Genomic DNA, 23684 nt, shown 5'->3' with positions numbered 1-23684 from the left:
ACCCCCCTCCCTGGTGCAGTGGGGTCTAGATTAACCCAACTCCGTGTTTTCCGCAGCGCGACGGCTGCGAGTCATCTTCGCGCGTGCAGCCAATTGGTCTGCGTCGGGATAGTCCACGCCAACCAGGCTCAGCCCCGCGGCCGGGGCGAGGGGAATCTGGGAGGACCTGCTGGTTTCCTGAAGCATCTGGGCCGCGAACTCCACATCGCGGGAACCTTCGCCCACTCGCAGGCAGCATCCCACGAGGCAGCGCACCATGGACCAACAGAAGGCATCGGCGCTAACGTGTGCCTCATAGAGCTGCGGCTCCGCGGGCGTTGAGACGTCCTTCCACTCGAAGGCGAGCAACTCGCGGATGGTCGTGGCGTGTGGCTTGGCCTTGCAGAAGGCCACGAAATCGTTGAGACCCACCAACTGGTCGGCGGCTGCCTGCATTAGGTCCAGGTCCACCGGCTTGAGCCACGTCGCGGTGTCCCGGGCACGGGTGGGAAGCGCACCGCGCGGATGCGTAGTGATGCGGTAGACGTAATGGCGACGCAGGGCGGAAAAACGTGCGTCGAAGTCTGGCGACACCTCGGTGCAGGCGTGCACGCGGACGTCGACGGGCAGCAGCTTGGCCAAGCGCCGGACCAGTTTGGCGGGATCGCCATCAATGCTGCGCTGACTTAGTGCGGCGCGAGTGGTGTCGAAGTGCGCCACCTGACCGCTGGCATGCACGCCCGCGTCGGTGCGCCCAGCCACCGTGAGCTCCACCGGGTGGCGCAAGACCATAGCCAGCTTCTCCTCGATGGTCTGCTGCACCGTGCGAAGGCCGTCCTTTTGACGGGCCCACCCGTGGAAGTCGGTGCCGTCATAGGCCAAGTCCAGTCGCAGGCGAACGCTATCACTCATGGGGGTTGATGATACCGTGCGCTCGATCTGCCGTGGGGACTACGTCGATGGTCCGTTTTAACAAATAGTGGCCTGAAAAGTGCAATTCTTGGACCCTTATTTGTTAAAACGGTACTTCATCCAGAGCACGGCTCCCCTCTCTGCGCCGTGGCGCGGAGAAAACGACAAAGGCCCGCGCCCCACCGCAGTGGTGAGCGCGGGCCTTGCCTAGACCTCAGAAGAATTACTTCTCCTCGGTGGTCTCCTCAGCCTCAGCCTCAGCCTCGGTAGCCTCAGCGGACTCAGCCTCAGCCTCTTCAGCCTTAGCTTCCTCGGCCTGCTTGGAAGCAGCAGCGCGGGTAGCGCGGTTAGCCTCAGAGGTCACGGTCTCCTCGAGAACGAGGGAGATCTGGGACATCGGGGCGTTGTCGCCGGAGCGGTTGTCCAGCTTGATGATGCGGGTGTAGCCACCCTCACGGTTCTCAAACTTCGGTGCCAGCTCGTCGAAGAGGTAGGCAACAACATCCTTGTGCGGGATGAGCTTGAGAACTGCGCGACGGTCAGCAACGGTGCCGGCCTTCGCCTTGGTGATGATCTTCTCGGCGTAAGGACGAAGCAGCTTCGCCTTAGCGTCGGTGGTCTTGATTGCGCCGTGCTCGAACAGGCTCGCTGCCATGTTGCTCAGCAGGTGCTTCTGCTGGCTGGCGGAGCCGCCGAGACGCGGACCCTTCTTGGGGGTAGGCATTATGTACTCCTCGTGTGCGGATTAATTGAGCGCGCGACGGGGCGCAAAAAGCCGCGCCGTCACGATTCAGTGGAATTCTTTACTCGGAATCGTCGGAAGCCGGGTCCTTGAAGTCGCCGGTCTCTGCGTCGTAGCCTTCGAGCTGGGTCGGGTCGAAGTCCTCAGGGGTGTCCTTGAGGGCCAGGCCCAGGTTAGCCAGCTTGATCTTTACCTCGTTGATCGACTTCTGACCGAAGTTGCGGATATCCAGCAGGTCCGATTCGGTGCACTCAGCGAGCTCACCGACGGTGTGGATCTCCTGACGCTTCAGGCAGTTGTAGGAGCGGACGGAGAAGTTCAGATCCTCGATCGGCATGCTGTAGGCGGCGATGTACTCCGTCTCCTGCGGGGACGGGCCAATCTCAATGCCCTCAGCAGCGGTGTTCAGCTCGCGAGCCAGGCCGAAGAGCTCGACCAGGGTGCCGCCGGCGGAAGCCAGGGCGTCGCGTGCGGAAATCGAGTTCTTAGTCTCGACGTCGATGATCAGCTTGTCAAAGTCAGTGCGCTGCTCAACACGAGTAGCTTCGACCTTGTAAGAGACCTTCAGCACCGGGGAGTAAATCTGGTCGACCGGAATGCGGCCGATTTCTCCCGAGGTGGCGGCAGCCGGGACGTAGCCACGGCCGCGCTCGACGACGAGTTCCATCTCCAGCTTGGCGGACTCATTCAGCGATGCGATGTGCAGATCCGAGTTGTGGATCTCCACGCCGGCCGGCGGCTGGATATCGCCTGCAGTGACCTCACCCGGGCCTTCCTTGCTCAGGTACATGACCACCGGCTCGACGGAGTCGGAAGACAGAACCAGACCCTTGACGTTAAGGATGATTTCGGAAACGTCTTCCTTCACACCATTGATGGTGGTGAACTCGTGGAGCACACCGTCAATCTTGATGGAGGTTACTGCCGCGCCCGGGATGGACGAAAGCAGCGTGCGACGAAGCGAGTTACCGAGGGTGTAACCGAAGCCCGGCTCGAGCGGCTCGATAACGAACTTAGAGCGAGACGAGTCGATGAATTCCTCGGTGAGCTGAGGACGCTGGGAAATAAGCATGGAGTTTCTCCTTGTCGGCGCCCGCTATTTGACGCCGGTAGAAGGGGTAAAGATGAAAGTGTCGAAGGATTACTTCGAGTAAAGCTCGACGATGAGCTGCTCTTGCAGCGGAACGTCGATCTGAGCGCGCTCGGGCAGCTGGTGCACGAGGATGCGCAGGGTGTCCGGAACGACCTGCAGCCACGCCGGAACGTTGGCGTCAACCAGGCGGTCCTGAGCCTCTTCGAACCATTCCATCTTCTGGGAACGCTCACGAACATCGATGATGTCGTACTGCGTAACGCGGAAGGAAGGAACGTTGATCTTCTTGCCGTTCACGGTGAAGTGACCGTGGGAGACAAGCTGGCGAGCCTGGCGGCGGGTGTTGGCCAGACCTGCGCGGTAGATCACGTTGTCGAGACGGGACTCGAGCAAAACGACGAGGTTGTCACCGGTCTTGCCCGGAAGGCGGTTAGCCTCGGCGTAGTAGCGGCGGAACTGACGCTCCAGCACACCGTAGGTGTACTTGGCCTTCTGCTTCTCCTGGAGCTGCAGCAGGTACTCAGATTCCTTGATGCGGTTGCGGCCAGCCTGTCCCGGAGGGTACGGGCGACGCTCAAATGCCATGTCGCCGCCGACCAGGTCGACGCGCAGACGGCGGGATACGCGGGTAGCGGGGCCAGTATAACGAGCCATTTTCTTACCTCTTCCTTTCCCTTAAACCTTGCGGCGCTTGGTCGGACGGCAGCCGTTGTGCGGCTGTGGGGTGGCATCCGTGATCGAGGAAACCTCGAGGCCTGCAGCCTGCAGGGAACGGATGGCGGTCTCGCGGCCGGAGCCCGGACCCTTGACGAAAACGTCAACCTTCTTCATACCGTGGTCCATGGCCTTGCGGGCCGCGTTCTCAGCAGCCATCTGCGCTGCGAACGGGGTGGACTTACGGGAACCCTTGAAGCCGACGTGGCCGGAGGATGCCCAGGAGATGACAGCACCGTGCGGGTCCGTGATGGACACGATGGTGTTGTTGAAGGTGGACTTGATGTATGCGTGGCCAGCGGCCACGTTCTTCTTTACGACGCGACGACCACCACGGCGCGCGCCGGAACGAGTCTTGGGTGGCATGTTTTACTTCTTCTTTCCTGCGATCGTCTTCTTCGGACCCTTGCGCGTACGAGCGTTGGTCTTGGTGCGCTGACCACGAACGGGCAGACCACGGCGGTGGCGGATGCCCTGGTAGCAACCGATTTCAATCTTGCGACGAATGTCAGCCTGAACCTGGCGGCGGAGGTCACCCTCGACCTTCCAGGTAGCTTCAATGACGTCACGCAGCGCCGACAGCTGATCGTCGTCGAGGTTGTCGGTGCGCAGGTCGGGAGAAATGCCGGTCTTTTCCAGCAGTTCCTTGGCACGGGAAGGCCCGATGCCGTAGATGTAGGTGAGAGCAACCTCCATGCGCTTGTTGCGCGGGAGGTCAACACCAGCTAGACGTGCCATATGGCTAGTCCTTTCGGGTTGTTACGATGGTTTTCTCCTCATCCGTCCCCCGCCACGCATACGCTTCGACCCGGGCCGTGCCGGGGAAACTGTGGGCATGCTTAGCAGCGTGGGCTCAGGCCATCGCAGCCTGAGGTAAAAAAGGACGCACGAAGGGCGCGTCCCGTGGGTGAGGAGGCTTACAGTCTTTACTTGTAGCGGTAGACGATGCGTCCGCGGGTCAGGTCATAAGGAGACAGCTCCACAACAACGCGATCCTCTGGGAGGATGCGGATGTAGTGCTGACGCATCTTGCCCGAGATGTGGGCAAGAACCTTGTGCCCGTTGTCGAGCTCGACGCGGAACATTGCGTTGGGCAGGGGTTCGACGATGCGACCCTCAACCTCGATTGCGCCTTCCTTAGCCATAACCTCTACTTTTCTGATGGAGTTCTTTTCGCCACGCTTGGCGACGCCTCCACCTGCATGTTTGGTGTCTACTGCCTGGTGTCCTCAGCAGCCAATCCGGCTGCGTACAGACACCAGCACTAAAGCATACGCTGCGAGAACGGGTTTTCCAAATACAGAAACCTCCCGTCGCACTAAAGCGCGGGAGGCAAATGGTGTCTAGCGGTGGCTTGCCCACCGCTACGTCCTAGTAGATGAAGACCTTGGAGCCCATCGGCACATCATTCCAGTAGCGCACGGCATCCTGGTGGGTCAGGCGCACGCAGCCATTGGACTGGTAGGCCGGGGAGCCCTCGTGGAAGGCGTGGCCGTTGTTCGTGAAGTACATTGCGTAAGGCATCGGTGCGTTACCGAATTCCCACGAGATCTCGTCCTTCACCTTACGGTTGATGTAGTACGTGCCGGCCGGGGTTTCCTCACCCGGCTTACCGGTGGACATGCCCTGCGCAACGTAGGTGACGTTGCCGTTGCCGTCCTGCAGCCAGGTACGGCGGCCATCGCGGTCCACGCAGATACGCGCATCTGCCGGGCACGGGCCAACATCGAAGCGCTGCGCCTGACGCTCAGCCTCAGCCTTGCGCGCGGCTTCCTCAGCGGCGGCCTTCTCGCGAGCAATCTGCTCAGCGTGGGCGCGCTCCTCAGCTTCACGAGCAGCGCGAATCTCCGCGTTCTTCTGCTCGATGAGGCCCGGGAAGACGAGCTCAATAGCGCCATCGATTACTGGGCGAAGAGCATCGACTGCCTGCGGGTTAACATTCTGCAGCGCTTCCAGCATTTGGTTGCGGCTAGCCCACGCGTTCTCACGGGTCTGGCCAGCGAACTCATCAAGCTGGGACTGGACGTTGGAGGACAGGGAATCAATAGAGGGGACCGTCTGTGCATGTGCGGCCGGGGCGACCGAGAGAGTAGCGGTCAGAAGGCCGATTGCGGTGGCTCGGCGTAGGGAGCGAGCACCAGCGCGGGAGCGAATTTTAGACATGGCAAGAAGTATAAACCTTCCGACCATGATTTCCTACCCGAAAGACGTGTTTTAGTAGCGCGGGGTCAGGATTCGGGGACCATTCTCCGTCGCCGCGACGGTGTGCTCCCAGTGCGCCGACCACGAGCCATCGAGGGTTACCACGGTCCAGTCATCCTCTAAGACCTCGCTGTCCTCAGTACCCAGGGTCAGCATCGGCTCGATGGCCAACACGGAACCTTCCTGGATGAGGGGACCGCGCCCTGCCTTGCCTTCGTTGGCCAAGTAGGGCTCCTCGTGCATCTCCCGGCCGATGCCGTGGCCGCCGTAGCCATCGACGATAAAGAGATCGACGCCGAACTTATCCTCGGCGCGGTAAGTCGCCTGCTCGAGGGCAGCGGAGACGTCGGTCAGCCGGTTGCCCGGAACCATCGCCTTGAGGCCCTCATGGAGGACCCATTCGGTGGCGTCGCTCAGCGCCTGCGCTTCGGCGCTGGGTTTGCCGACGCCAAACGTCCACGCACTATCCCCCACCCAGCCGTCGAGGGTGGCACCACAGTCGATGGAAACAAGGTCCCCCTCAGCCAGCAGCATGTCCTTACTCGGGATGCCGTGGACGATGACGTCGTTCACGGAGGCGCAGATGGAACCCGGGAACCCGCCGTAACCCTTGAAGGTGGGCACGGCACCGGCATCGCGGATGGTCTGCTCGGCCACCTCATCGAGTTCCAGCGTGCTCACGCCCACCGCGGCGGCGGAGCGTACCGCCTGCAAGGCGCGGCCGACGATCTCGCCGGCCGCCTGCATGGCATCGAGCTCTCCTGGGGTGCGGGCGGGGATGATCTTAGTGCGTCGTCGAAAAGCCATGGCTTAAAAAGGCAGATTACTTGCCCATGGCCTTCAGGGTGCGCTCGTTGATCTCCTCAACGGACCCCTCAGCCTTCACGGAGATGATGGCGTCGCCGTAGTGCTCGATGAGCGGGAAGGTCTCCTCGCGGTAGACGCCTAGGCGGGTGCGGATGGTCTCCTCGGTGTCGTCTGCGCGGCCGCGGGCGAGCATACGCTCGACAACGACGTCCTCGGACACCTCAAAGTTCAGCACGCCATCCAGCTTGAGGCCCTTGTCGTCAAGGAGCTTCGCCAGGATGTCGGCCTGCTCCACGGTGCGCGGGAAGCCGTCGAGGAGGAAACCTTCCTTGGCGTCATCCTGGTTAAGGCGGTCCTCTACCATGCGAGCGGTGACGTCAGTCGGCACCAGCTTGCCGGCGTCGATGTAAGACTTGGCCTCAACGCCGAGCGGGGTGCCCTCACCAATGTTGGCGCGGAAAAGGTCACCGGTGGAGATGTGCGGGACACCGAGCTTCTCGCTGAGGAGGGCGGCTTGGGTGCCCTTGCCGGCACCGGGAGGGCCAAGGAGTACGTAACGCATTACTTAAGCAGTCCTTCGTAGTTGGATTGTAGAAGTTGGGACTCGATTTGCTTGACCGTGGTCAGGGCCACCGAGACCATAATGAGGATGGCAGTACCACCGAAGGCGGAGGTGCCGCTGGCACCTGCGGTGCCCACGCCGAGGTCCAAGAGGATATTCGGCAGAACAGCGATGAGCGCCAGGTAGATCGAACCGACGAAGAGCAGGCGGTTCATCACGAAGCCTAGGTACTCGGCGGTCGGTCGGCCCGGGCGGATACCCGGGATGAATCCACCATACTTCTTCATGTTGTCGGCCTGTTCCGCGGGGTCGTACTGAACCGATACGTAGAAGTAGGAGAAGAAGATGGTGAGCACAAAGTAGAGGACGATGTACTGCCAGGAGCTCGGTGCTTGCAGGTGAGCAATGACGTTGCGCTGCCACCAGTTATCGGAGACACCCGGGGAGCCGGAGTTGACGATCTGGGTGATGAGCACCGGCATGTAGATCAGCGAGGAGGCGAAGATGACCGGGATAACGCCGGCCTGGTTGACCTTCAGCGGCAGGTAGGTTGAAGAACCACCGTACTGGCGGCGGCCCACCATGCGCTTGGCGTACTGCACCGGGATACGGCGCTGGCCCTGCTCGATGAAGGTAATGCCCGCGACGAGAACGATGAGGCCCGTGAGAACCATGGCGAAGACCAGACCACCATTGTTCTGGAAGATGTTGACGCCGTCGGTAGGAAGGCGGGTAGCAATACCGGCGAAAATCAGCAGCGACATGCCGTTGCCGATTCCCTTCTCCGTAATCAGCTCACCCATCCACATCACCAGGATCGCACCAGAGGTCATGGTGATAACGAGCACGACGAGGGTGAAGAAGTTACGGTCCTCCGCCAAGACGCGCACGCCCTGACCCAGGAGCTGCTCGCGGTCCGCCAAGGCCACAATGCCCGCGGACTGCAGCAGGGCCAGCGCGAGGGTGAGGTAACGCGTGTATTGCGTCATCTTCGCCTGACCGGACTGCCCCTCCTTCTTCAACTGCTCGAAGTGCGGAATAACCACGGTGAGCAGCTGCACGATAATGGACGCCGTAATGTACGGCATGATGCCGATGGCGAAGATCGACAGCTGCAGCAGCGCACCACCGGAGAACAGGTTGATCACCGAGTACAGGTTTCCGGACTCCTCCGTAAGGTCACGAAGGCGACCGGCGATGGTGGCGTAATCAACGCCCGGCGACGGGATCTGCGCGCCAACACGGTAGAGAATAATCATCACGAGCGTGAAGATGATCTTCTTCCGCAGGTCGGCATCTTTGAAAGCCTGCAAAATGGCGGACACTACTCAATCCTCCTGGCCTACCGCGCTTGCTGTGCGGTTCGAATTCGCCGCGCACGGGGGTGGATCTCATCTGTTCCCAAAAGTTAAGAACCTTCTTAAGGTCCTTCATAGGAACGGTTGGACAGTTTTGACCCCATTACCCTACCAGCCCCACCCCCTTTCGCCACATTGGCCCCGCGAAAACCAGGCTTATCCTTCTCGGATTAGTTTCCCCCTTAGCGCCATCGACGCATGAGGCCTACCATGGTCCGTGTTGCCCTAAGGCAATGTCCTTACAACATTTCTACGTCTTTTCGACCTCTCAAGCAGCGCCCCGGGGCGCCACAGAGTATGGCCGTCTTCTATCTGCCTAACCTTAATCCGAAAGTAGTATGTAGTTTTATGAGTAAGCGATTCTCCCCAATGACCGTGGCTGAGATCATCGATACCTTCGTTCCCAGCCCCAACCCCTTCCGCTGGGAAGCTTTCGACGGTTCCGCAACCGGCCCAGCCGACGCGCAGTTCACCGTCAGAATCAATAACCTGCAGGGCCTGGCCTACATCGCCACACACCCGGGCGATGTAGGCTTCGCCCGCGCCTACGTTACCGACGGCATCACCGTCGAGGGGGAACACCCGGCGCACCCCTACGGCATCTTCGACACGCTGCACGCAATGTATGACACGTTCTCCCGCCCAGACGCGAAAACCCTTGCTCGCGTCGCGCGTTCCTTGGCTTCGATGGGTGCTTTTCAAATCCAGCCGGTCCCGGATGTCGAGCGTGCCTCGTGGCTGCGCCGCAAGCTCCACGAGGGTCTATCCAAACACTCCAAGGAGCGCGACGCGGAAGTCATCTCCGATCACTATGACGTGGGCAACGACTTCTACGAGCTCTTCCTCGGCGACTCGATGACGTACACCTGCGCCTACTACCCCTCCCCTGACGCCACGCTCGACGAGGCCCAGGAAAACAAGTACCGCCTCATCTTCGACAAGCTGCGGCTCAAGGAAGGCGACCGCCACTTGGACGTCGGCTGCGGCTGGGGCGGCATGGTGCGCTACGCGGCCAAGCGCGGCGTGAAGTCCTTGGGAGTCACTCTCTCCAAGGAACAGGCAGAGTGGGGCCAGGCCAAGATCAAGGAGGAGGGCCTAGAAGATCTCGCGGAGATCCGCTTCCTGGACTATCGCGACGTCACCGAGGAAGGCTTCGACGCCATCTCCGCCATCGGGTTGCTCGAGCACATCGGGGTCAAGAACTACCCGGACTTCTTCAGCTTCCTCCACGGCAAGCTCAAGCCGGGCGGCCTCATGCTCAACCACTGCATCACCTACCCGGATAACCACAAGACGCCGAAGGGCGGGTTCATCGACCGCTACATCTTCCCCGATGGCGAGCTCTCCGGCTCCGGCACCATTACCAAGTGCATGCAGGATGCCGGTTTCGAAGTCGTCCACACGGAATCCCTCCGCTTCGACTACATGCGCACGCTGCATGATTGGTGCGAAAACCTCAAGGAGAACTGGGAGGAGGCCTGCTCGCTAGTGGGCCTTCCCACTGCCCGCCTGTGGGCCATCTACATGGCCGGCTCCGAGTGGGGCTTCGAGCACAACATCATCAACCTGTACCACTTCTTGGGCGTCAAACTGGGCGATGCTGGCTCCCGCGCCGGCGTGCCCGAGCGCCGCTGGTGGGAAGATTCGCGCTTCTAAATCTTGAAGGAGTTCCATGTTAATCGATCTCATCCGCAATCATCGCAGCGTCGACGCAATCGAAGTCCCGCCGGTGGGTTGGAAGGCGCACGAGGAGGGCGTCGAGAAGCTGTTGCGCAGCTTCCACGCGGTGCCGAAGGATAAGCGCGTACGTTTGGCCAAGAAAACCTCGAACCTCTTCCGCGGGCGCAGCGAGCAGCAGGCGGGCCTCGATGTGTCCGGCCTGGGTGGGGTCATTGAGGTCGATCCGATTGCGCAGACCGCCGAGGTCCAGGGCATGTGCACCTACGAGGACCTTGTCGACGCCACCCTACCGCACGGGCTCATGCCCTTCGTGGTGCCGCAGCTCAAGACCATTACGCTGGGCGGCGCCGTGACGGGCATGGGAGTCGAGTCCACGAGTTTCCGCGACGGCCTTCCCCACGAATCCGTCCTGGAGATGGATATCCTGACCGGCACCGGGGATATTGTGACGTGCTCACGCGAGGAGAACGTCGATCTCTTCCGCCTTTTCCCCAACTCCTATGGTTCCTTGGGCTATGCGGTGCGCCTCAAGATTGAGCTGCGCGCGGTCAAGCCCTACGTGGAGCTGCGTCAGGTGCGCTTCAACGACTTCAACTCACTCACGCACGCGCTTGACGACGTCTCCCTCACCCGCACCTACGACGACGTCGAGGTCCACGGCCTCGATGGCGTGGTCTTCTCACCGGAAGAGTCATACCTCGTCATGGCCCGTTTTACGGATGAGGAAGGGCCAACCTCGGATTACACGCGGGAGAAAATCTTTTATCGCAGCCTCCAGCACCAGAGCGGGATCCGCCGCGACCGCCTCACGGTGCGCGACTATATCTGGCGCTGGGATACGGATTGGTTCTGGTGCTCCCGCGCGTTCGGCGCGCAGAATCCGCGCGTGCGCAAGGTGTGGCCGCGACAGCTGCGCCGCAGTTCCTTCTACTGGAAGCTCGTGCGCCTAGACCGCAAGTACGAGCTGGAGTACAACTTCATCAAGAAGCCGAAGGGTCTGCCCCGCGGCGAGCGCGTGGTCCAGGACATCGAGGTCACACCGGACAATCTGCCGGAATTCTTGGATTGGTTCTTCCAAGCCTCCGATATCCAGCCGGTGTGGTTGTGCCCGATTCGGCTGCGGGAGGGCGTGGAGGACCTCATCGGTACCGGCTCGCTTGCCGCCGATTCCCCGGCCCCGTGGCCGCTCTACCCCCTGCGCCCAGGACAGACCTGGATCAACGTCGGTTTTTGGTCCGGCGTGGAGGGCAATCACGTCGATCCCTCGGCCCCTGGCAATGGCGCCTTTAACCGCCTCATCGAGGCCAAGGTCAGCGAACTCGGCGGACATAAATCCCTGTACTCAGAGGCCTTCTACTCCCCCGAAGAATTTGCCGAGCTCTACGGCGGCGACCTGCCGGAGCGCATCAAGGCCGTGACCGACCCTGATGATCGCTTCCCGGGCCTCTACGAGAAGACGGTCAACGACGCCTAACGGCCCCACCGCACGCTGTGCCTCAGCATCACCACGGCATACTGTGCCTCAGCATCACCGCCGCGCCTTATGCAACCAACTAGGCCCGCATTAATTTCTCACCATAAGGTTCCTCTCAAAAGGCATTAATACCTTTTGAGAGATGCCTTTTGCGGGCCTCCCGCAGCCAAAGCCCTGGTCATCGCATAACATCTGGACCATAAGGTTCCCCTCAAAAGGTACTAATGCCTTTTGCGGGGCTCGCGGGGTAAACCCCCAGGTCATCACATAACATTTAGACCATAAGGTTCCCCTCAAAAGGTACTAATGCCCTTTGTGCCCTGCTGGCGTAGCCCGAAAACACCAAAGCCCTCCCGAAGGCCACCGAAAGGTGGCGCCCGGGAGGGCAGTGGCTCTCACAGAGCCTGTAAGAGAATTACTTGGTTGCGGTGGCGGTGCCGCCAGCAGCCTCGATCTTCTCGACAGCAGACTTGGAGAACTTGTCAGCGGTGACGTTCAACTTAACGTTGATGTCGCCGTTGCCCAGAACCTTGACCGGCTGGTTCTTGCGAACCAGGCCAGCAGCGACGATGTCCGCAACGGTGACGTCGCCACCGTTAGCGAAAGCCTCTGCGAGGTCAGCAACGTTGACTACCTGGTACTCAACGTGGTTCGGGTTCTTGAAGCCCTTGAGCTTCGGCAGACGCATATGGATCGGCATCTGGCCACCCTCGAAAGCAGCGGAAACCTGCTTACGAGCACCGGTGCCCTTGGTACCGCGACCAGCGGTCTTACCCTTGGATGCCTCACCGCGGCCGACGCGGGTCTTGGGCTTATTGGAGCCTGCGGCCGGGCGCAGGTCGTGGAGCTTGATGATATCAGCCATAGTTTACTCCCCTGCCACTTCTTCGACGGTGACCAGGTGACGCACCTTGTGAACCATACCGCGGATGATCGGGGTGTCCTGCTTAACTACAGAGTGACCGATGCGCTTGAGACCAAGCGACTCCATGTTTGCGCGGTGGTTCGGCTTGGTGCCCACAAGGCCCTTTACCTGAGTAATCTTCAGAGCCATTGCTTATGCCTCCTGACCTGCGCGCTTGCGCAGCATCTGGGCCGGTGCGACGTCCTCGAGGGACTTGCCACGACGTGCGGCAACTTCCTCCGGACGAACCAGCTGCTTGAGGCCGTCCACGGTAGCGCGGACGACGTTGAGAGCGTTGTCGGAGCCCAGGGACTTCGACAGAATGTCCTGCACGCCAGCGCACTCAAGCACCGGACGAGCAGCACCGCCGGCGATGACACCGGTACCCGGAGCGGCCGGCTTCATCATGACGATGCCAGCTGCGTCGCGACCCTCAACCGGGTGGGTAATGGTGCCAGCAATCATCGGGACGCGGAAGAAGTTCTTGCGAGCCTCTTCTGCACCCTTCTGGATTGCGGCCGGGACTTCCTTGGCCTTGCCGTAGCCGACGCCCACCATGCCCTGGCCGTCGCCAACGACGACGAGAGCGGTGAAGGACATGTTGCGGCCACCCTTAACGGTCTTAGCGACGCGGTTGATGGTCACAACGCGCTCGATGTACTTATCGCGTTCGTTGTCCTGCTGGTTGCGGCGGTCGTTACGACGGCCGTTGTTGCGACCCTTGCGGTCGTTGTTGTTCTCGGCGGAGCGTCCGCCGTCACGCTGTTCACGGTCCGACATTAGGCGTTCCTTCCGTTGATGTTTCCGTATGCCTTAATCATTAGAACTGCAGACCACCTTCGCGAGCGGCGTCGGCCAGCGCAGCAACGCGGCCGTGGTACTTGTAGCCTGCACGGTCGAAGACGACCTGCTCGATGCCAGCAGCCTTGGCGCGCTCAGCGATGAGCTGGCCTACCTTGGCAGCCTTGGCCTTCTTATCGCCCTCGAGTGCACGCACGTCGGCTTCCATGGAGGAAGCTGCAGCCAGGGTGTGGCCGGCCAGGTCGTCGATGACCTGGACGTGCATGTGGCGGGAGGAGCGGTGAACGACCAGACGCGGTGCCTCAGGGGTGCCGCGGAGGGTCTTACGGATGCGGAAGTGGCGGCGCGCGCGTGCTTCACGACGACGCGAGGAAATGTCCTTGCCAACCGGGGTGCGCTTTGCGTTTTCAGTGTTAGCCATTGCTTACTTACCCGTCTTTCCGACCTTGCGGCGGACCTGCTCGCCGTCGTAGCGAATACCCTTGCCCTTGTAAGGATCGTCCTTACGCAGGCGGCGGATGTACGCGGCGACCTGTCCAACCAGTTGCTTGTCAATACCAGATACGGAGAGCTTGGTTGCGCCATCCACAGCGAAGGTGATGCCCTCCGGAGCCTCGATGAGGATCGGGTGGGAGTAGCCCAGAGAAAACTCCAGGTCCTTGCCCTTCTGCTGGACACGGTAACCGACACCGAAGATTTCCATCTTCTTGGTGTAGCCCTCGGTCACGCCAACAACGGCGTTGTTGACCAGGGAGCGGGATAGACCGTGCAGGGCGCGGTTCTTGCGGTCGTCATCCGGACGGGAGACCTTGATCTCATCGTCCTCGACGGCTGCGGTGATCGGCTCCGGCAGCTCAACCTCGAGGGTGCCCTTGGAACCCTTAACGTTGACAACCTGGCCGTTGATGGTGATCTCGACGCCCTTCGGGACGGCGATAGGTGCTAGACCGATACGAGACATGTGTCAATCCTCCCTTACCAGACGTAGGCGAGAACTTCTCCGCCTACACCCTTCTCCTGAGCCTGACGGTCGGTAAGCAGACCCTGAGACGTGGAAATGATGGCCACGCCCAGGCCGCCCAGAACCTGCGGCAGTTCGGTGGACTTTGCGTACACACGCAGACCCGGCTTAGACACGCGACGCAGACCCGAGAGGGAACGCTCACGGTTGTTGTACTTAAGCTCGAGGGTCAGCTCGTGGCCCTCGACGGAGTAGTCAGCGATGTAGCCTTCCTGCTTCAAGATCTCAGCGATGTTCGCCTTGATCTTGGAGGTCGGCATCGACACGACGTCGTGGTGCGCATTAGATGCGTTGCGCACGCGCGACAGCATGTCGGCAATAGGATCAGTCATAGTCATATGAGTGACCTGTAACCTTTCTCGTTGCGGTTCCCGTAATGCTCACCAAAGCGTTTTCCGTGTGATTTCGGGCTACTCACGCTCCCCGCGGTCAATACCGCGAGGCGCTCGCCACCCTTTGATACAGACAACGGTCCGCTATCTACGGCGAGGGGCCTACAACAAAGTAGATGTGTTCAATTCTTCCGGCTTGGCACGTTTCCGCACCTCCTGCGCTGTTTTCGTGGCGCAGGAGTGGAAAAATGCAAGTCCGTCGGCTTACTCTACCCGTTGACATGCTGTTTTCCAAAACGCGTTAGCATGAGAAGTCATGAGTGAAACACCCGACCCCATCCGCACCGCCCACCAATGGCTCCAGGAGGCCGCCGAGCTTCTCGACGTCTCCCCGACCGACGCCACCGCCCTCGTCACGGAGTTGCTGGATCTGACCAAGGATGTTGCCCACACCCAGTCCCGGCCGGCCGCTCCCCTAACGGCCTACCTGGTGGGCCTAGCGTCTAAGGACACAGAGGAGGCCCGCGCTCACATCGCCACATTGAAGGAGGCCCTTAACCGATGAGCGGGCGCATCAACGCCACCTTTGCCGTAACCAAGGTGCGCCTCGATGAGAACGGGCAGGTCACCCAGGTAGATACCCGCGGCGATACCGTCGCCGGCGAAGAGCCGCTGGAGATCCGCGTGGGCGGGCAGACGCTGACGACGACGATGCGCACGCCGGGACACGACGTCGAGCTAGCGCATGGTTTTCTTCATTCCGAAGGACACATCGAGAAGGTCAGCGATGTCCGGGAGGCCCGCTATTGCGCTGGCGCCTCGGTGGACGGGCGCAACCCCTATAATCTGCTCGATGTGGAGCTGGCTAACCCGCACGCCATCACGCTGGCTGATCTGCGCCTGACCACCACCACATCCGCCTGCGGGGTGTGCGGCACCTCCTCCATCGAGGCGCTGATGAAGCAGAGCCGCTACGAGATTCCGCGGGTGCCGGTGGATCCGGGGATCGTCGCCAAGCTGCCCGAGGCCCTCAAGCGGGAGCAGAAACAGTTCCGCAAGACTGGCGGCATTCACGCCGCTGGGGCCTTTACTCTCGACGGCGAGCCCGTCGTCGTCCGCGAGGACGTGGGCCGCCACAACGCGGCCGACAAGGTCATTGGCCACCTGCTCATGGAAGGCATGCTCCCCGCCTCCGACCTCATCCTGGTGATGAGCTCGCGTGCGAGCTTCGAGCTGGTCAACAAAGCTGCCATGGCCGGCTTCGGCATGCTCGTTGCGGTCTCCGCCGCTTCCTCCCTAGCCGTGGAAACCGCCCGGGAGACCGGCATGGCGCTGGTTGGCTTCGCGCGCGGCGACCGCTTCAACCTCTACTCGGGCGAACTTAATCGCGGTACGCTTCCGGGCCAGAGTTAAGCCAGGCGTACACGCCGCCAATAAGGAAGCCGCCGCCGATGAGGTTTCCCACCCACACGATGGACCAGTTGGCCAGGACCGCACCGAGAGTAAACCCCTCAGGCAGCGGGCTCGCACAGAAGAAGGTCAAGGTCATCAGGCAGAAGTTGGCGATAACGTGCTCCAGGCCCAGGCCCACAAAGCAGGCGATGATCGGCACGATGACGAAGAACTTGGACACCACATCCTTGGCAAAGACCGCGCCGACGATAGCCATGTTGACCACGAAGTTGGCCAGCATGGCCTCCACCAGCAGTCCGCCGGGGCCCTTGATGAGCTTGCCCATCGCGAGGTTGGCAATGAGATGGTTCGGATCGATTCCGCCCAGCTTGGCGGACATTCCCATGGCCGCAGCGAACAAGGCGGCACCAACCAGGTTGAACAGCGTCGTCACCACGAGCAGCCACAGGCCCTTGCCCCAACCCACCTGCTTAGTCACGGCACCATAGACCATGTACATCATGTTGCCGGTAGCCAGCTCCGCGCCAAGAAGGACGATGGCAAAAAGGCCCAAGCCGAACAGGCAGGCAAAGACCAGCGAGCCCAGGCCTTCCACATGCTTCTCGACGCCCATCCCCATCACCGCAGCAAACGCCGTACCGATGGCGAGGTACACACCCGCCAGGGTGGAGCGCACAGCGAACCGGCCAAAGGACTCGTCGAGCAACGCAACCTTTTTCTTTACCGCGGCTGCCGAAGCATCATTCAGGGACATCATTCACCTCAGGGGAATCGTTAGTTCGCAGACGCCAGTAGTTTACTCCCCGCTTGTTCGAACCTCATAGGAAGCGATGACTCTGCCTTGCCCCTAGAACGCAATATCTCCGTCCTGACCCAAAAGGCATGCAAGCGCAAAAATCCCCGGCCTCCTTACGGAGTACCGGGGATGCTCTTCACCTATGTATTAGGCGGAAGAATTCGCTACGTTACTTGAACGGGAAGCCGAGCTCGCGCAGGAGCTTGCGGCCCTCCTCGTCGTTGGTAGCGGAGGTCACGACGGTGATGTCCATACCACGCGGGCGGTCCACCTTGTCGATGTCGATCTCGTAGAACATGGTCTGCTCGGTGAGGCCGAAGGTGTAGTTGCCGTGGCCGTCGAACTGCTGGTCGGAGAGACCGCGGAAGTCGCGAATACGCGGCAGCGCGATGGTCAGCAGGCGGTCCAGGAACTCCCACATACGGTCGCCGCGCAGGGTAACGCGTGCACCGATGGGCATGCCCTCACGGAGCTTGAAGTTAGCGATGGACTTCTTAGCGCGGCGCACCTGCGGCTTCTGGCCGGTGATAGCGGTAAGGTCCTCGAGAGCACCGTTGATCATCTTGGAGTCGCGGGCAGCGTCGCCCACACCCATGTTGACAACGACCTTGGTGACGCCCGGAATCTGCATCACATTGTCGTACTTGAACTCTTCGTTCAGAGCCTTCTTGATTTCCTCGCGGTAGCGGGTCTTCAGACGCGGAGTGTAGTTCTCGCTCATGTTAGATGTCCTTCCCGTTGCTACGTGCGATGCGGACCTTCTTGCCGTTTTCGTCGAAACGGTAGCCCACGCGGGTCGGGTTGCCCTCGGAGTCAACGATCGCAACGTTGGACACGTGGATCGGAGCTTCCTGGGTAACGATTCCGCCGGACTCGGCGCCACGCTCGGTAGCGGAGTTAGCAACGTGCTTCTTAACGCGGTTGACGCCCTCAACGAGGACCTTGTCGCGCTTCGGGTATGCCTCGATGACCTTGCCCTTCGCGCCCTTGTCCGGGCCCGAAATAACGATCACCATATCGCCCTTATGAATCTTCATAAGACTAGATCACCTCCGGTGCGAGAGAAACGATCTTCATGAAGCGCTTGTCACGAAGTTCGCGAGCAACCGGGCCGAAGATGCGGGTACCGCGCGGCTCGTTGTCACCCTTGAGAATAACTGCGGCGTTTTCATCGAATGCGATGTAGGAGCCGTCCGGACGACGGGTCTCCTTCTTGGCACGGACGATGACGGCCTTGACGACATCGCCTTCCTTCACGTTGCCACCCGGGATGGCTTCCTTGACAGTGGCGACGACGATGTCACCAATGCCAGCGAAACGTCGAACGGAGCCGCCGAGAACGCGGATGACGAGGATCTCTCGTGCACCGGAGTTGTCGGCGACGCGCAGACGCGATTCTTGCTGAATCACTATGGGTCTCCTGACCTGGATTAACGTGCGTCAAGATTTCCGTCCTTGACACACCTGGTCTACTTGCTTACGTGGCACAGGCTGTGCGACGAACTCGCTGTTCACAGCGGTCGAAGGGTCTCGGTGCGGCGATTCGGAAACGCATCGCGCTGCACCGACCGGCCATATGCAACCCATACATTCAAGCATGCTCGCCGCTGTTTCCCCAAATCGCGCGCTGCACCACTTCCCCGACCTACGACACTTCTCATCCCCTCAAACCCAAATGTGCAGACCTCAAAGTGCAGAGGTGCTGCGTGGCGTCGTGAAGCGCACGCGCAGTGCTTGGCGACGACCAGCGTGTCTGCACTTCCAGGTCTGCACTTATGGAAGCGGCGGACGGGCCCCTAGGCCTTGTCCACTGAAGCACCCCTAGGCCTTGGAGGCTGATGCGGCAGTTGCAGCATCAGCCGGTTCCGGCTTCGGGTCCACCGTCAGAAGCGCATCGCCGACGGAGACGCCCTCTCCGGGGTGGTAGGCCGGGAGGACCGGACCCGTCTTCTTCGAGTTAGACACGACGACCGGCGTGGTCACCGGGTAGTCGGCGGCCTTGATCGCATCAATGTCGAACTCGCAGAGGAGGTCGCCGGCTTTCACCTCATCGCCCTTGGAGACGTGCGAGGTGAAGTGTTCGCCCTTCAGGTTCACGGTATCGAAGCCGATGTGCATGAGGATGTCCACGTTGTTGCCGTCGGCGTCCTTGCCGCGCACGGCATACGCGTGTTTGGAGGGGAAGGTGACGGTGACCTTACCGTCGATCGGGGAGACCAGACGCCCCTCGGAGGGTTCGACGGCCGCGCCGGCGCCTAGCTTGCCCGCCGCGAACATCGGATCCGAGACCGACTCCAAAGCGATAGCAGTACCAGCCAGCGGGGAAGCCACGCGATAGGCGTTCGGGTCCGCGGTGGCAGCAGGCACAGCGCCGCCGGCACCAGTGGCAGCACCGGTCTCATCCGGGTCGATGGAACCGTTCTTGGCAATCAGGTAACGGCCATAAGCAAAGGCCACGCCGAAGGAAAGGAACAAAGAGGTAAAGGCGCAAATGAAGAACTGCGTGTAGTCCTCGGGGCGCATGGACACGAAGCCGATGAAGCCGGCGGCGCCGAGGGCGGTGGCTTTGACGTCGAAAAGCGCAATGAGCGTCGCAGCAATCGCGGACGCGCCCATACCGATGTAGAACGGCCAGCGCAGTCGCAGGTTCACACCGAAGATGGCGGGCTCGGTAATGCCGAAGAGTGCGGATACGCCCGAGGCACCAGACAGGCCCTTGAGCTTCTCAGAGCGGGTCAGGAAGTAGACCGCCAGGGCCACGCCACCCTGGGCAATGTTGGCCACGGAAGCCACCGCAAAGATGAAGGAGCCGCCCTCGTTCCACAGCATGGTCTCGATCGGCGGGAAGGACTGGTGCAGACCCGTGATGACAATCGGCGAGTAGAACAGACCAAAGATGAAGCCGCCCACCGGGCCGGCGAACGTGTAGAGGTCATTCAGGCCAGCACCCAGCATGTCGCCAGCGGTGCGCAGCACCGGACCCACCGCAATAAAGGTGATAAAGCCCGTCACCAGCAACGTCAGCAGCGGGGTAAGCAGGAAGTCCACCGTGCCCTTGAGGTGCTTGTGCAGGAACTTCTCAATCGTGGCAAGAATCCAGGCGATGACGAGGATGGGCAGGATGGAGCCTTGGTAGCCGGCTTGGGCCACGTCGAGGCCGAAGATGTTCCAGTAGGTCATCTCCCCCGCTTCGATGGTCGCGGCTACCTGGTAACCGTTGACCAAGTCCGGCATCACCATCGCCATAGCCATGCCGGCGCCGAGGAACTCGTTGCCGCCAAAACGCTTGGTGGCGGTAAAGCCCACCAAAATAGGCAAGAACGCAAACGGCGCGGAGGCCAAGAGGTTAATAAGCCCGGCAGCATCGGCCATAGCCGGGAACATCTCAATGACTGACTGCTCGCCAAAAAGGCCGTTGACGGTAAGCACGTTATTGAGCGCCATGAGCAGACCGCCACCGACCAGAATCGGGATGAGCGGCACGAAGATATCCGCGAGGACCTTCACCGCGCGGGAGAACCAGTTGCCGGAATCGGCGGCGATGTCCTTGAGCTTGTCCGTGGAGACCGCGATGTCCTTGGTGGTTATCTTGTTGAGCTGGTCGAAGACGATGTTGACATCGCCCGGGCCAACGATGACCTGGAACATACCGCCGGCCTCAAAGATGCCCTTGAGGTCCGGATCGTTTTCCAGCGCAGCCTTGTCGACCTTCTTGCTGTCTTTGAGCACCATGCGCAGGCGGGTGGCGCAGTGCGCGAGCGCCACGATGTTGTCTTCGCCGCCGATGGCTTTCAGGATTCGCTCCGCGACTTGTGAGTGATCCATGCCGCCGTGCCTCCTAGAGTGAGATGAATTATGTAGTGTCACCTTCCATTAGACACACCACCCCACAGAAAGCCAAGCATTCGGGCACAAATATAGGAAGATTCACACCCTATCGGGCTTCCCAGCCCTTCCAGCGAGCGCCGCTGGCACCAAAAACCGCCGACGCCCCCGCAATCCGCCCATCGCCCGCAAAGACCTCCACCGCGCAGCCATCCGCGATGAGTTCCAGGGAACCAGCCGGACACGGCACGACGCGCTCATCACCGCCGCAAGCCAAGCGGAGTTCTCCCCCGCCGTAGGTGACGCGGAAGGCTTCGGCCCCGGAGTCGTCGACAAGCGCGTACGTGCCTTCGCCTGCCTGAAGCATTGCAACCGAGTCGTTCTCCGGCAGCTCCCAGACTGGAGCTTGGCGCAGCCATCCATCCTCCAACCACACGCGCCGCGGCAGAGTGAGCGTGTGGACCCACCCTTCTTCCACGGTCGGGGTGTCATCCTGCGCCGGCAACCCCATCCACCCCAGCATGATGGCTTCGCCGTCCTTCTCCACCAGCTGTGGCGCGTAGAACTGGTGGCCATAGTCCAGCTCACTGAAACCACGCTCCACGTGGAAGACCGTGCCATCGAGTCGGCCCACGAGGTAGCCGCACTGGTCGGAGGAAGCGTAGTGCGTAGAGCCGTCGGCAAGCACCGGCTCAAGACCTTGAGGGCAGATGACCAGGACGTCCTTGTCCTCACCCGTAGCGCGGTCACGCAGCGTCACAAGGTTGGGGCATTCCCACATGTAGCCGCCCGGTATGAGGTCCGGGCTCAGGCCCGGCTCGGCCTGGCTGGTATCGAACGTGAGCGCGCCTTCAAAGGACCAGTGCGCCAAGTCCGTGGAGCGGTAGAGCACCACGTGCCCCGTTTCATCCTCCGCTTGCGCGCCGAGCACCATGCGCCAGCCCGCATCATCACGGGTGATCTGGGGATCCCGGTAGTGCCCCGTGAACCCCTCCGCGGCCCCATTGATGAGCGGGTTCGCCGGGTCATGTTCGTAGAAACCACCTGCCGGGCCGGAGGGGTCCACCACGCGCACGCGGTTCTGCGAGGGAATCCGTACGCCATCGCGCTTGAGGTTGCCGGTATAGAACAGCCAGACGTCCTCGCCGTCGACCACTGCGCCGCCCGAGTAGCAGCCATGGGCATCGTGCTCACGGATGGGATACAGCGCATCCGGGTAGTGCCGCCATGGTTGCGCCGAGCTTAGCGATACTACGGCATGCCCCCAGCCCGTTTGCTTCTTAGCGTGTGGGAAACACGGGTCGTGCTGGTAGTAAACGTGCAGGTTGTTGCCGTCGATGAAGACCCCATTCGGGTCATTGAGGCGGCCAGAGGGCGGGGAGAGATGGAAAAGCGGACGGTAGTTCATGCTCTCGATAGTATGGGTTCCATGGACATTATGGTGTGTGGCGAAGGCCTTGTTGACCTCGTTCCGCGCGAGCAAGGGCAGCTGGCGGATTTAGCACCAACATTGGGTGGCGGTCCTTTCAACGTGGCGGTGGCAGCCGGACGTTTGGGGGCTGACGTTGGTTTTCAGTCGCGGCTCTCGCGGGATGCCTTCGGGCAAGCGCTCATGGAGCGTCTCACCGAGGAGGGCGTGGACACCTCCCTCGTGCAGCGCGGCGAGGAACCCACCACGCTGGCGGTGTGCAACATCGCCGACGACGGCTCGGCAACCTATTCCTTTTACACGGAGGGTACTGCCGACCGCCTGGTAGAGCCCGCGCTTGCCGACGTCCCCTGGGCCTGCTTCGGCACCGTCTCCCTAGCGCTGGAGCCGGGCGCCTCGCGTTATGCCGCGCTTCTCCAGGACTTGGCTGCGCGCGGGACGAAGGTGGCGCTGGACCCGAACATCCGGCCCTTCTTCGCCACTGCGGAGCACCGCGAGTTCCTGCTGAGTCTGCTTCCCCACGTCACGCTGCTGAAGCTCAGTGAAGAAGAGGTTGATTTCCTTGGGGCTGGGGCACTGGAGCAGGTACCGGTGGTGGTCACCACGCGCGGGGCGGACGGGCTGAGCGTACGCACGGCGTCGGTGTCATTGGAGGTCCCGCCGGTGAACGTCGAGGTGGCGGACACCATCGGCGCGGGCGACACGGTGATGGCTGCACTCCTGACGCTTCTGGCTGAACGGGACGGGACTGCAGCCGAGCTCAGCGCCGAAGACTGGCGCGAGATCCTGCAGTTTGCGGCGGCTGCCGCTGCGATCACGGTCTCACGCACCGGCGCCCAGCCGCCCACACGCACCGAAGTAGAGGCGCGGCTGTGAACTATCCCCTGCGCGCGGCGGTGTTGAACGCGGTTCTCCTCGTTCTCGTCGCGATATGTTTCCTCCTGCCGGTATTCTTCGGCACCTCGGCCCTGCTCCCGGTGCCCGTCGCGGCCTGGACATCGGTCATCCTTGCCGTGCTAGCGCTTATCGACGCCTCCTACCACGCCTTCTCCCCCACCCAACGCCCCACCCGCGGCCTGCGCGCGCTCACCGCCCTCGGGGCGGGCACGCTCATCGCAGGCTGGTTGGTCTGGGTTCAGATCTTTAACACCATCGACGTGACCAGCACTACGCCCTACCGCATCGGCACGTTCCTTCTCGCGGTCGGCGCGGTGCTCAGTGCGTTTTGCCTTGCCATTGCGCTCACACACCGCGGCGCGCGCTAGAGGATCTGGTCTCGGAGAAGAGCGCCGTGCAGGATCAAAAATAGCCCCCACGATAACCGTGGGGGCTATTCACGTAGAAGAGGGCTAGATTTTACTTAGCCTTCTCCACGATCTCGACGAGACGGAAGTGCTTGTCCTTGGACAGCGGGCGAGTCTCGGCGATGAGAACGCGGTCGCCGATGCCGGCGGTCTCGTTCTCGTCGTGCGCCTTAACCTTCTTGTTAGTGCGCATGATCTTGCCGTAGAGGGCGTGCTGCTTGCGGTCCTCGAGCTCGACAACGATGGTCTTATTCATCTTGTCGGAGACAACGATGCCGGTGCGGGTCTTGCGAGCGCCCTTTTCCTTCTTAGTGTTCACGTTTGCCTCACTCATGA

Annotated in this window: 30 protein-coding genes; 6 read left to right on the top strand and 24 right to left on the bottom strand. The window is 61.4% G+C overall.

Annotation, left to right across the window (positions count from 1 at the left end; genetic code table 11):
- Window positions 1-30: 30 nt before the first annotated feature.
- The 11 genes from truA to secY form a co-directional block, all read right to left on the bottom strand.
- Window positions 31-891 carry a tRNA pseudouridine(38-40) synthase TruA gene (gene truA / locus HMPREF2807_RS06695; protein ID WP_070511335.1) on the bottom strand — a complete coding sequence of 287 codons (861 nt, stop codon included), beginning with the start codon at window positions 889-891 and terminating at the stop codon, window positions 31-33.
- Window positions 892-1114: 223 nt separating this feature from the next.
- Window positions 1115-1615 carry a 50S ribosomal protein L17 gene (gene rplQ, locus HMPREF2807_RS06690; protein ID WP_046648456.1) on the bottom strand — a complete coding sequence of 167 codons (501 nt, stop codon included), beginning with the start codon at window positions 1613-1615 and terminating at the stop codon, window positions 1115-1117.
- A 79-nt stretch (window positions 1616-1694) separates the two neighbouring features.
- On the bottom strand, window positions 1695-2705 hold the full coding sequence (locus tag HMPREF2807_RS06685; protein WP_070511333.1) for a DNA-directed RNA polymerase subunit alpha: 1011 nt from the start codon (window positions 2703-2705) through the stop codon (window positions 1695-1697).
- Between the two features lie 69 nt (window positions 2706-2774).
- Window positions 2775-3380 (bottom strand): 30S ribosomal protein S4, encoded by a 606-nt coding sequence (gene rpsD, locus HMPREF2807_RS06680; RefSeq protein WP_010189536.1) that lies wholly within the window; start codon window positions 3378-3380, stop codon window positions 2775-2777.
- 21 nt (window positions 3381-3401) lie between these two features.
- Entirely contained in the window at window positions 3402-3806 is a 405-nt protein-coding gene (gene rpsK, locus HMPREF2807_RS06675) for a 30S ribosomal protein S11 (protein ID WP_010189540.1), read from the bottom strand.
- Window positions 3807-3809: 3 nt separating this feature from the next.
- Window positions 3810-4178, bottom strand: a complete 369-nt coding sequence (rpsM, locus tag HMPREF2807_RS06670; protein WP_039673764.1) for a 30S ribosomal protein S13 — start codon at window positions 4176-4178, stop codon at window positions 3810-3812.
- A 188-nt stretch (window positions 4179-4366) separates the two neighbouring features.
- On the bottom strand, window positions 4367-4585 hold the full coding sequence (gene infA / locus HMPREF2807_RS06665; RefSeq protein ID WP_003854422.1) for a translation initiation factor IF-1: 219 nt from the start codon (window positions 4583-4585) through the stop codon (window positions 4367-4369).
- Between the two features lie 226 nt (window positions 4586-4811).
- Window positions 4812-5603, bottom strand: coding sequence for a L,D-transpeptidase (locus HMPREF2807_RS06660; RefSeq protein WP_070511331.1), 792 nt, complete (start codon window positions 5601-5603; stop codon window positions 4812-4814).
- A gap of 51 nt (window positions 5604-5654) precedes the next feature.
- Window positions 5655-6449, bottom strand: a complete 795-nt coding sequence (gene map / locus HMPREF2807_RS06655) for a type I methionyl aminopeptidase (protein ID WP_070511329.1) — start codon at window positions 6447-6449, stop codon at window positions 5655-5657.
- A 16-nt stretch (window positions 6450-6465) separates the two neighbouring features.
- Window positions 6466-7011, bottom strand: coding sequence for an adenylate kinase (locus HMPREF2807_RS06650; RefSeq protein ID WP_046648459.1), 546 nt, complete (start codon window positions 7009-7011; stop codon window positions 6466-6468).
- Window positions 7011-8336 (bottom strand): preprotein translocase subunit SecY, encoded by a 1326-nt coding sequence (gene secY / locus HMPREF2807_RS06645; protein WP_046648460.1) that lies wholly within the window; start codon window positions 8334-8336, stop codon window positions 7011-7013. Before secY ends, HMPREF2807_RS06650 begins: the two co-directional genes overlap by 1 nt.
- 381 nt (window positions 8337-8717) lie before the next feature.
- On the opposite strand from secY, the gene HMPREF2807_RS06640 reads away from it, so the two are divergent.
- Both HMPREF2807_RS06640 and HMPREF2807_RS06635 read left to right on the top strand, forming a co-directional pair.
- Window positions 8718-10025 (top strand): class I SAM-dependent methyltransferase, encoded by a 1308-nt coding sequence (locus HMPREF2807_RS06640; RefSeq protein ID WP_070511327.1) that lies wholly within the window; start codon window positions 8718-8720, stop codon window positions 10023-10025.
- Window positions 10026-10041: 16 nt separating this feature from the next.
- Window positions 10042-11523 carry an FAD-binding oxidoreductase gene (locus HMPREF2807_RS06635; protein WP_070511325.1) on the top strand — a complete coding sequence of 494 codons (1482 nt, stop codon included), beginning with the start codon at window positions 10042-10044 and terminating at the stop codon, window positions 11521-11523.
- Window positions 11524-11938: 415 nt separating this feature from the next.
- On the opposite strand, the gene rplO is transcribed toward HMPREF2807_RS06635, so the two are convergent.
- Genes rplO through rpsH form a run of 6 tightly spaced genes read right to left on the bottom strand, consistent with a single transcriptional unit; the run spans window position 11939 to window position 14587 of the window.
- Window positions 11939-12388 carry a 50S ribosomal protein L15 gene (rplO, locus tag HMPREF2807_RS06630; RefSeq protein ID WP_070511323.1) on the bottom strand — a complete coding sequence of 150 codons (450 nt, stop codon included), beginning with the start codon at window positions 12386-12388 and terminating at the stop codon, window positions 11939-11941.
- Between the two features lie 3 nt (window positions 12389-12391).
- Window positions 12392-12577 carry a 50S ribosomal protein L30 gene (gene rpmD / locus HMPREF2807_RS06625; protein ID WP_010189565.1) on the bottom strand — a complete coding sequence of 62 codons (186 nt, stop codon included), beginning with the start codon at window positions 12575-12577 and terminating at the stop codon, window positions 12392-12394.
- A gap of 3 nt (window positions 12578-12580) precedes the next feature.
- Entirely contained in the window at window positions 12581-13207 is a 627-nt protein-coding gene (gene rpsE / locus HMPREF2807_RS06620; RefSeq protein ID WP_046648464.1) for a 30S ribosomal protein S5, read from the bottom strand.
- 40 nt (window positions 13208-13247) lie between these two features.
- Window positions 13248-13649, bottom strand: a complete 402-nt coding sequence (gene rplR, locus HMPREF2807_RS06615; RefSeq protein ID WP_046648465.1) for a 50S ribosomal protein L18 — start codon at window positions 13647-13649, stop codon at window positions 13248-13250.
- A 3-nt stretch (window positions 13650-13652) separates the two neighbouring features.
- Window positions 13653-14189, bottom strand: coding sequence for a 50S ribosomal protein L6 (rplF, locus tag HMPREF2807_RS06610; protein WP_049157327.1), 537 nt, complete (start codon window positions 14187-14189; stop codon window positions 13653-13655).
- Between the two features lie 14 nt (window positions 14190-14203).
- Entirely contained in the window at window positions 14204-14587 is a 384-nt protein-coding gene (gene rpsH, locus HMPREF2807_RS06605; protein ID WP_049157329.1) for a 30S ribosomal protein S8, read from the bottom strand.
- Between the two features lie 310 nt (window positions 14588-14897).
- On the opposite strand from rpsH, the gene HMPREF2807_RS06600 reads away from it, so the two are divergent.
- Together HMPREF2807_RS06600 and fdhD are read left to right on the top strand one after the other, a co-directional pair.
- Window positions 14898-15146: a DUF6457 domain-containing protein gene (locus HMPREF2807_RS06600; protein WP_070511321.1), complete on the top strand. Its 249-nt coding sequence runs from the start codon at window positions 14898-14900 to the stop codon at window positions 15144-15146.
- Window positions 15143-15994, top strand: a complete 852-nt coding sequence (gene fdhD / locus HMPREF2807_RS06595) for a formate dehydrogenase accessory sulfurtransferase FdhD (protein WP_070511319.1) — start codon at window positions 15143-15145, stop codon at window positions 15992-15994. The genes HMPREF2807_RS06600 and fdhD overlap by 4 nt, the downstream gene beginning before the upstream one ends.
- Here the strand turns inward: fdhD and HMPREF2807_RS06590 are convergent.
- The 6 genes from HMPREF2807_RS06590 to HMPREF2807_RS06565 all read right to left on the bottom strand — a co-directional run bounded on the left by HMPREF2807_RS06590 (window position 15963) and on the right by HMPREF2807_RS06565 (window position 22023).
- Window positions 15963-16748, bottom strand: a complete 786-nt coding sequence (locus HMPREF2807_RS06590; protein ID WP_070511317.1) for a formate/nitrite transporter family protein — start codon at window positions 16746-16748, stop codon at window positions 15963-15965. The genes fdhD and HMPREF2807_RS06590 overlap by 32 nt on opposite strands.
- A 211-nt stretch (window positions 16749-16959) precedes the next feature.
- On the bottom strand, window positions 16960-17511 hold the full coding sequence (gene rplE / locus HMPREF2807_RS06585; protein WP_046648471.1) for a 50S ribosomal protein L5: 552 nt from the start codon (window positions 17509-17511) through the stop codon (window positions 16960-16962).
- Between the two features lies 1 nt (window position 17512).
- Window positions 17513-17827 (bottom strand): 50S ribosomal protein L24, encoded by a 315-nt coding sequence (gene rplX, locus HMPREF2807_RS06580; protein WP_005527724.1) that lies wholly within the window; start codon window positions 17825-17827, stop codon window positions 17513-17515.
- A gap of 4 nt (window positions 17828-17831) precedes the next feature.
- Window positions 17832-18200, bottom strand: coding sequence for a 50S ribosomal protein L14 (rplN, locus tag HMPREF2807_RS06575; protein WP_046648472.1), 369 nt, complete (start codon window positions 18198-18200; stop codon window positions 17832-17834).
- Between the two features lie 411 nt (window positions 18201-18611).
- The gene (locus tag HMPREF2807_RS06570; protein WP_070511315.1) at window positions 18612-20615 is read right to left on the bottom strand and encodes a sucrose-specific PTS transporter subunit IIBC; all 2004 of its coding nucleotides are present in this window, start codon (window positions 20613-20615) and stop codon (window positions 18612-18614) included.
- A gap of 109 nt (window positions 20616-20724) precedes the next feature.
- A complete protein-coding gene (locus tag HMPREF2807_RS06565; protein ID WP_070511313.1) occupies window positions 20725-22023 on the bottom strand; it encodes a glycoside hydrolase family 32 protein in 1299 nt (432 codons plus the stop codon).
- A 21-nt stretch (window positions 22024-22044) separates the two neighbouring features.
- Between HMPREF2807_RS06565 and HMPREF2807_RS06560 the strand changes: the two genes are divergently transcribed.
- Window positions 22045-22920, top strand: coding sequence for a carbohydrate kinase family protein (locus HMPREF2807_RS06560; RefSeq protein ID WP_070511472.1), 876 nt, complete (start codon window positions 22045-22047; stop codon window positions 22918-22920).
- Window positions 22917-23309: a hypothetical protein gene (locus tag HMPREF2807_RS06555; RefSeq protein ID WP_070511311.1), complete on the top strand. Its 393-nt coding sequence runs from the start codon at window positions 22917-22919 to the stop codon at window positions 23307-23309. Before HMPREF2807_RS06560 ends, HMPREF2807_RS06555 begins: the two co-directional genes overlap by 4 nt.
- A gap of 91 nt (window positions 23310-23400) precedes the next feature.
- On the opposite strand, the gene rpsQ is transcribed toward HMPREF2807_RS06555, so the two are convergent.
- A complete protein-coding gene (gene rpsQ, locus HMPREF2807_RS06550; protein ID WP_010189641.1) occupies window positions 23401-23682 on the bottom strand; it encodes a 30S ribosomal protein S17 in 282 nt (93 codons plus the stop codon).
- Window positions 23683-23684 lie beyond the last annotated feature (2 nt).

Origin of the sequence: Corynebacterium sp. HMSC074A09 (assembly GCF_001811545.1) — a bacterium.
In the GTDB taxonomy this organism is placed as follows: Bacteria; Actinomycetota; Actinomycetes; order Mycobacteriales; family Mycobacteriaceae; genus Corynebacterium; species Corynebacterium hiratae.
Note: the sequence above shows the minus strand (reverse complement) of the source record. Positions and strands in the feature narration are given on the sequence as shown.

What these genes read in the sequence shown, in the direction of transcription:
- rpmD (WP_010189565.1), bottom strand. Translation starts at nt 12,577, where the DNA reads ATGGCTCTGAAGATTACTCAGGTAAAGGGCCTTGTGGGCACCAAGCCG.
- HMPREF2807_RS06570 (WP_070511315.1), bottom strand. Translation starts at nt 20,615, where the DNA reads ATGGATCACTCACAAGTCGCGGAGCGAATCCTGAAAGCCATCGGCGGC.
- HMPREF2807_RS06685 (WP_070511333.1), bottom strand. Translation starts at nt 2,705, where the DNA reads ATGCTTATTTCCCAGCGTCCTCAGCTCACCGAGGAATTCATCGACTCG.
- HMPREF2807_RS06560 (WP_070511472.1), top strand. Translation starts at nt 22,045, where the DNA reads ATGGACATTATGGTGTGTGGCGAAGGCCTTGTTGACCTCGTTCCGCGC.
- HMPREF2807_RS06650 (WP_046648459.1), bottom strand. Translation starts at nt 7,011, where the DNA reads ATGCGTTACGTACTCCTTGGCCCTCCCGGTGCCGGCAAGGGCACCCAA.
- rpsD (WP_010189536.1), bottom strand. Translation starts at nt 3,380, where the DNA reads ATGGCTCGTTATACTGGCCCCGCTACCCGCGTATCCCGCCGTCTGCGC.
- HMPREF2807_RS06640 (WP_070511327.1), top strand. Translation starts at nt 8,718, where the DNA reads ATGAGTAAGCGATTCTCCCCAATGACCGTGGCTGAGATCATCGATACC.
- rpsE (WP_046648464.1), bottom strand. Translation starts at nt 13,207, where the DNA reads ATGTCGGACCGTGAACAGCGTGACGGCGGACGCTCCGCCGAGAACAAC.
- infA (WP_003854422.1), bottom strand. Translation starts at nt 4,585, where the DNA reads ATGGCTAAGGAAGGCGCAATCGAGGTTGAGGGTCGCATCGTCGAACCC.
- rplQ (WP_046648456.1), bottom strand. Translation starts at nt 1,615, where the DNA reads ATGCCTACCCCCAAGAAGGGTCCGCGTCTCGGCGGCTCCGCCAGCCAG.
- rpsQ (WP_010189641.1), bottom strand. Translation starts at nt 23,682, where the DNA reads ATGAGTGAGGCAAACGTGAACACTAAGAAGGAAAAGGGCGCTCGCAAG.
- rpsM (WP_039673764.1), bottom strand. Translation starts at nt 4,178, where the DNA reads ATGGCACGTCTAGCTGGTGTTGACCTCCCGCGCAACAAGCGCATGGAG.
- fdhD (WP_070511319.1), top strand. Translation starts at nt 15,143, where the DNA reads ATGAGCGGGCGCATCAACGCCACCTTTGCCGTAACCAAGGTGCGCCTC.
- HMPREF2807_RS06600 (WP_070511321.1), top strand. Translation starts at nt 14,898, where the DNA reads ATGAGTGAAACACCCGACCCCATCCGCACCGCCCACCAATGGCTCCAG.
- rplE (WP_046648471.1), bottom strand. Translation starts at nt 17,511, where the DNA reads ATGAGCGAGAACTACACTCCGCGTCTGAAGACCCGCTACCGCGAGGAA.
- HMPREF2807_RS06565 (WP_070511313.1), bottom strand. Translation starts at nt 22,023, where the DNA reads ATGAACTACCGTCCGCTTTTCCATCTCTCCCCGCCCTCTGGCCGCCTC.
- HMPREF2807_RS06635 (WP_070511325.1), top strand. Translation starts at nt 10,042, where the DNA reads ATGTTAATCGATCTCATCCGCAATCATCGCAGCGTCGACGCAATCGAA.
- rplO (WP_070511323.1), bottom strand. Translation starts at nt 12,388, where the DNA reads ATGGCTGATATCATCAAGCTCCACGACCTGCGCCCGGCCGCAGGCTCC.
- map (WP_070511329.1), bottom strand. Translation starts at nt 6,449, where the DNA reads ATGGCTTTTCGACGACGCACTAAGATCATCCCCGCCCGCACCCCAGGA.
- rplF (WP_049157327.1), bottom strand. Translation starts at nt 14,189, where the DNA reads ATGTCTCGTATCGGTCTAGCACCTATCGCCGTCCCGAAGGGCGTCGAG.
- rplR (WP_046648465.1), bottom strand. Translation starts at nt 13,649, where the DNA reads ATGGCTAACACTGAAAACGCAAAGCGCACCCCGGTTGGCAAGGACATT.
- HMPREF2807_RS06590 (WP_070511317.1), bottom strand. Translation starts at nt 16,748, where the DNA reads ATGTCCCTGAATGATGCTTCGGCAGCCGCGGTAAAGAAAAAGGTTGCG.
- truA (WP_070511335.1), bottom strand. Translation starts at nt 891, where the DNA reads ATGAGTGATAGCGTTCGCCTGCGACTGGACTTGGCCTATGACGGCACC.
- rpsK (WP_010189540.1), bottom strand. Translation starts at nt 3,806, where the DNA reads ATGCCACCCAAGACTCGTTCCGGCGCGCGCCGTGGTGGTCGTCGCGTC.
- HMPREF2807_RS06660 (WP_070511331.1), bottom strand. Translation starts at nt 5,603, where the DNA reads ATGTCTAAAATTCGCTCCCGCGCTGGTGCTCGCTCCCTACGCCGAGCC.
- rplX (WP_005527724.1), bottom strand. Translation starts at nt 17,827, where the DNA reads ATGAAGATTCATAAGGGCGATATGGTGATCGTTATTTCGGGCCCGGAC.
- rpsH (WP_049157329.1), bottom strand. Translation starts at nt 14,587, where the DNA reads ATGACTATGACTGATCCTATTGCCGACATGCTGTCGCGCGTGCGCAAC.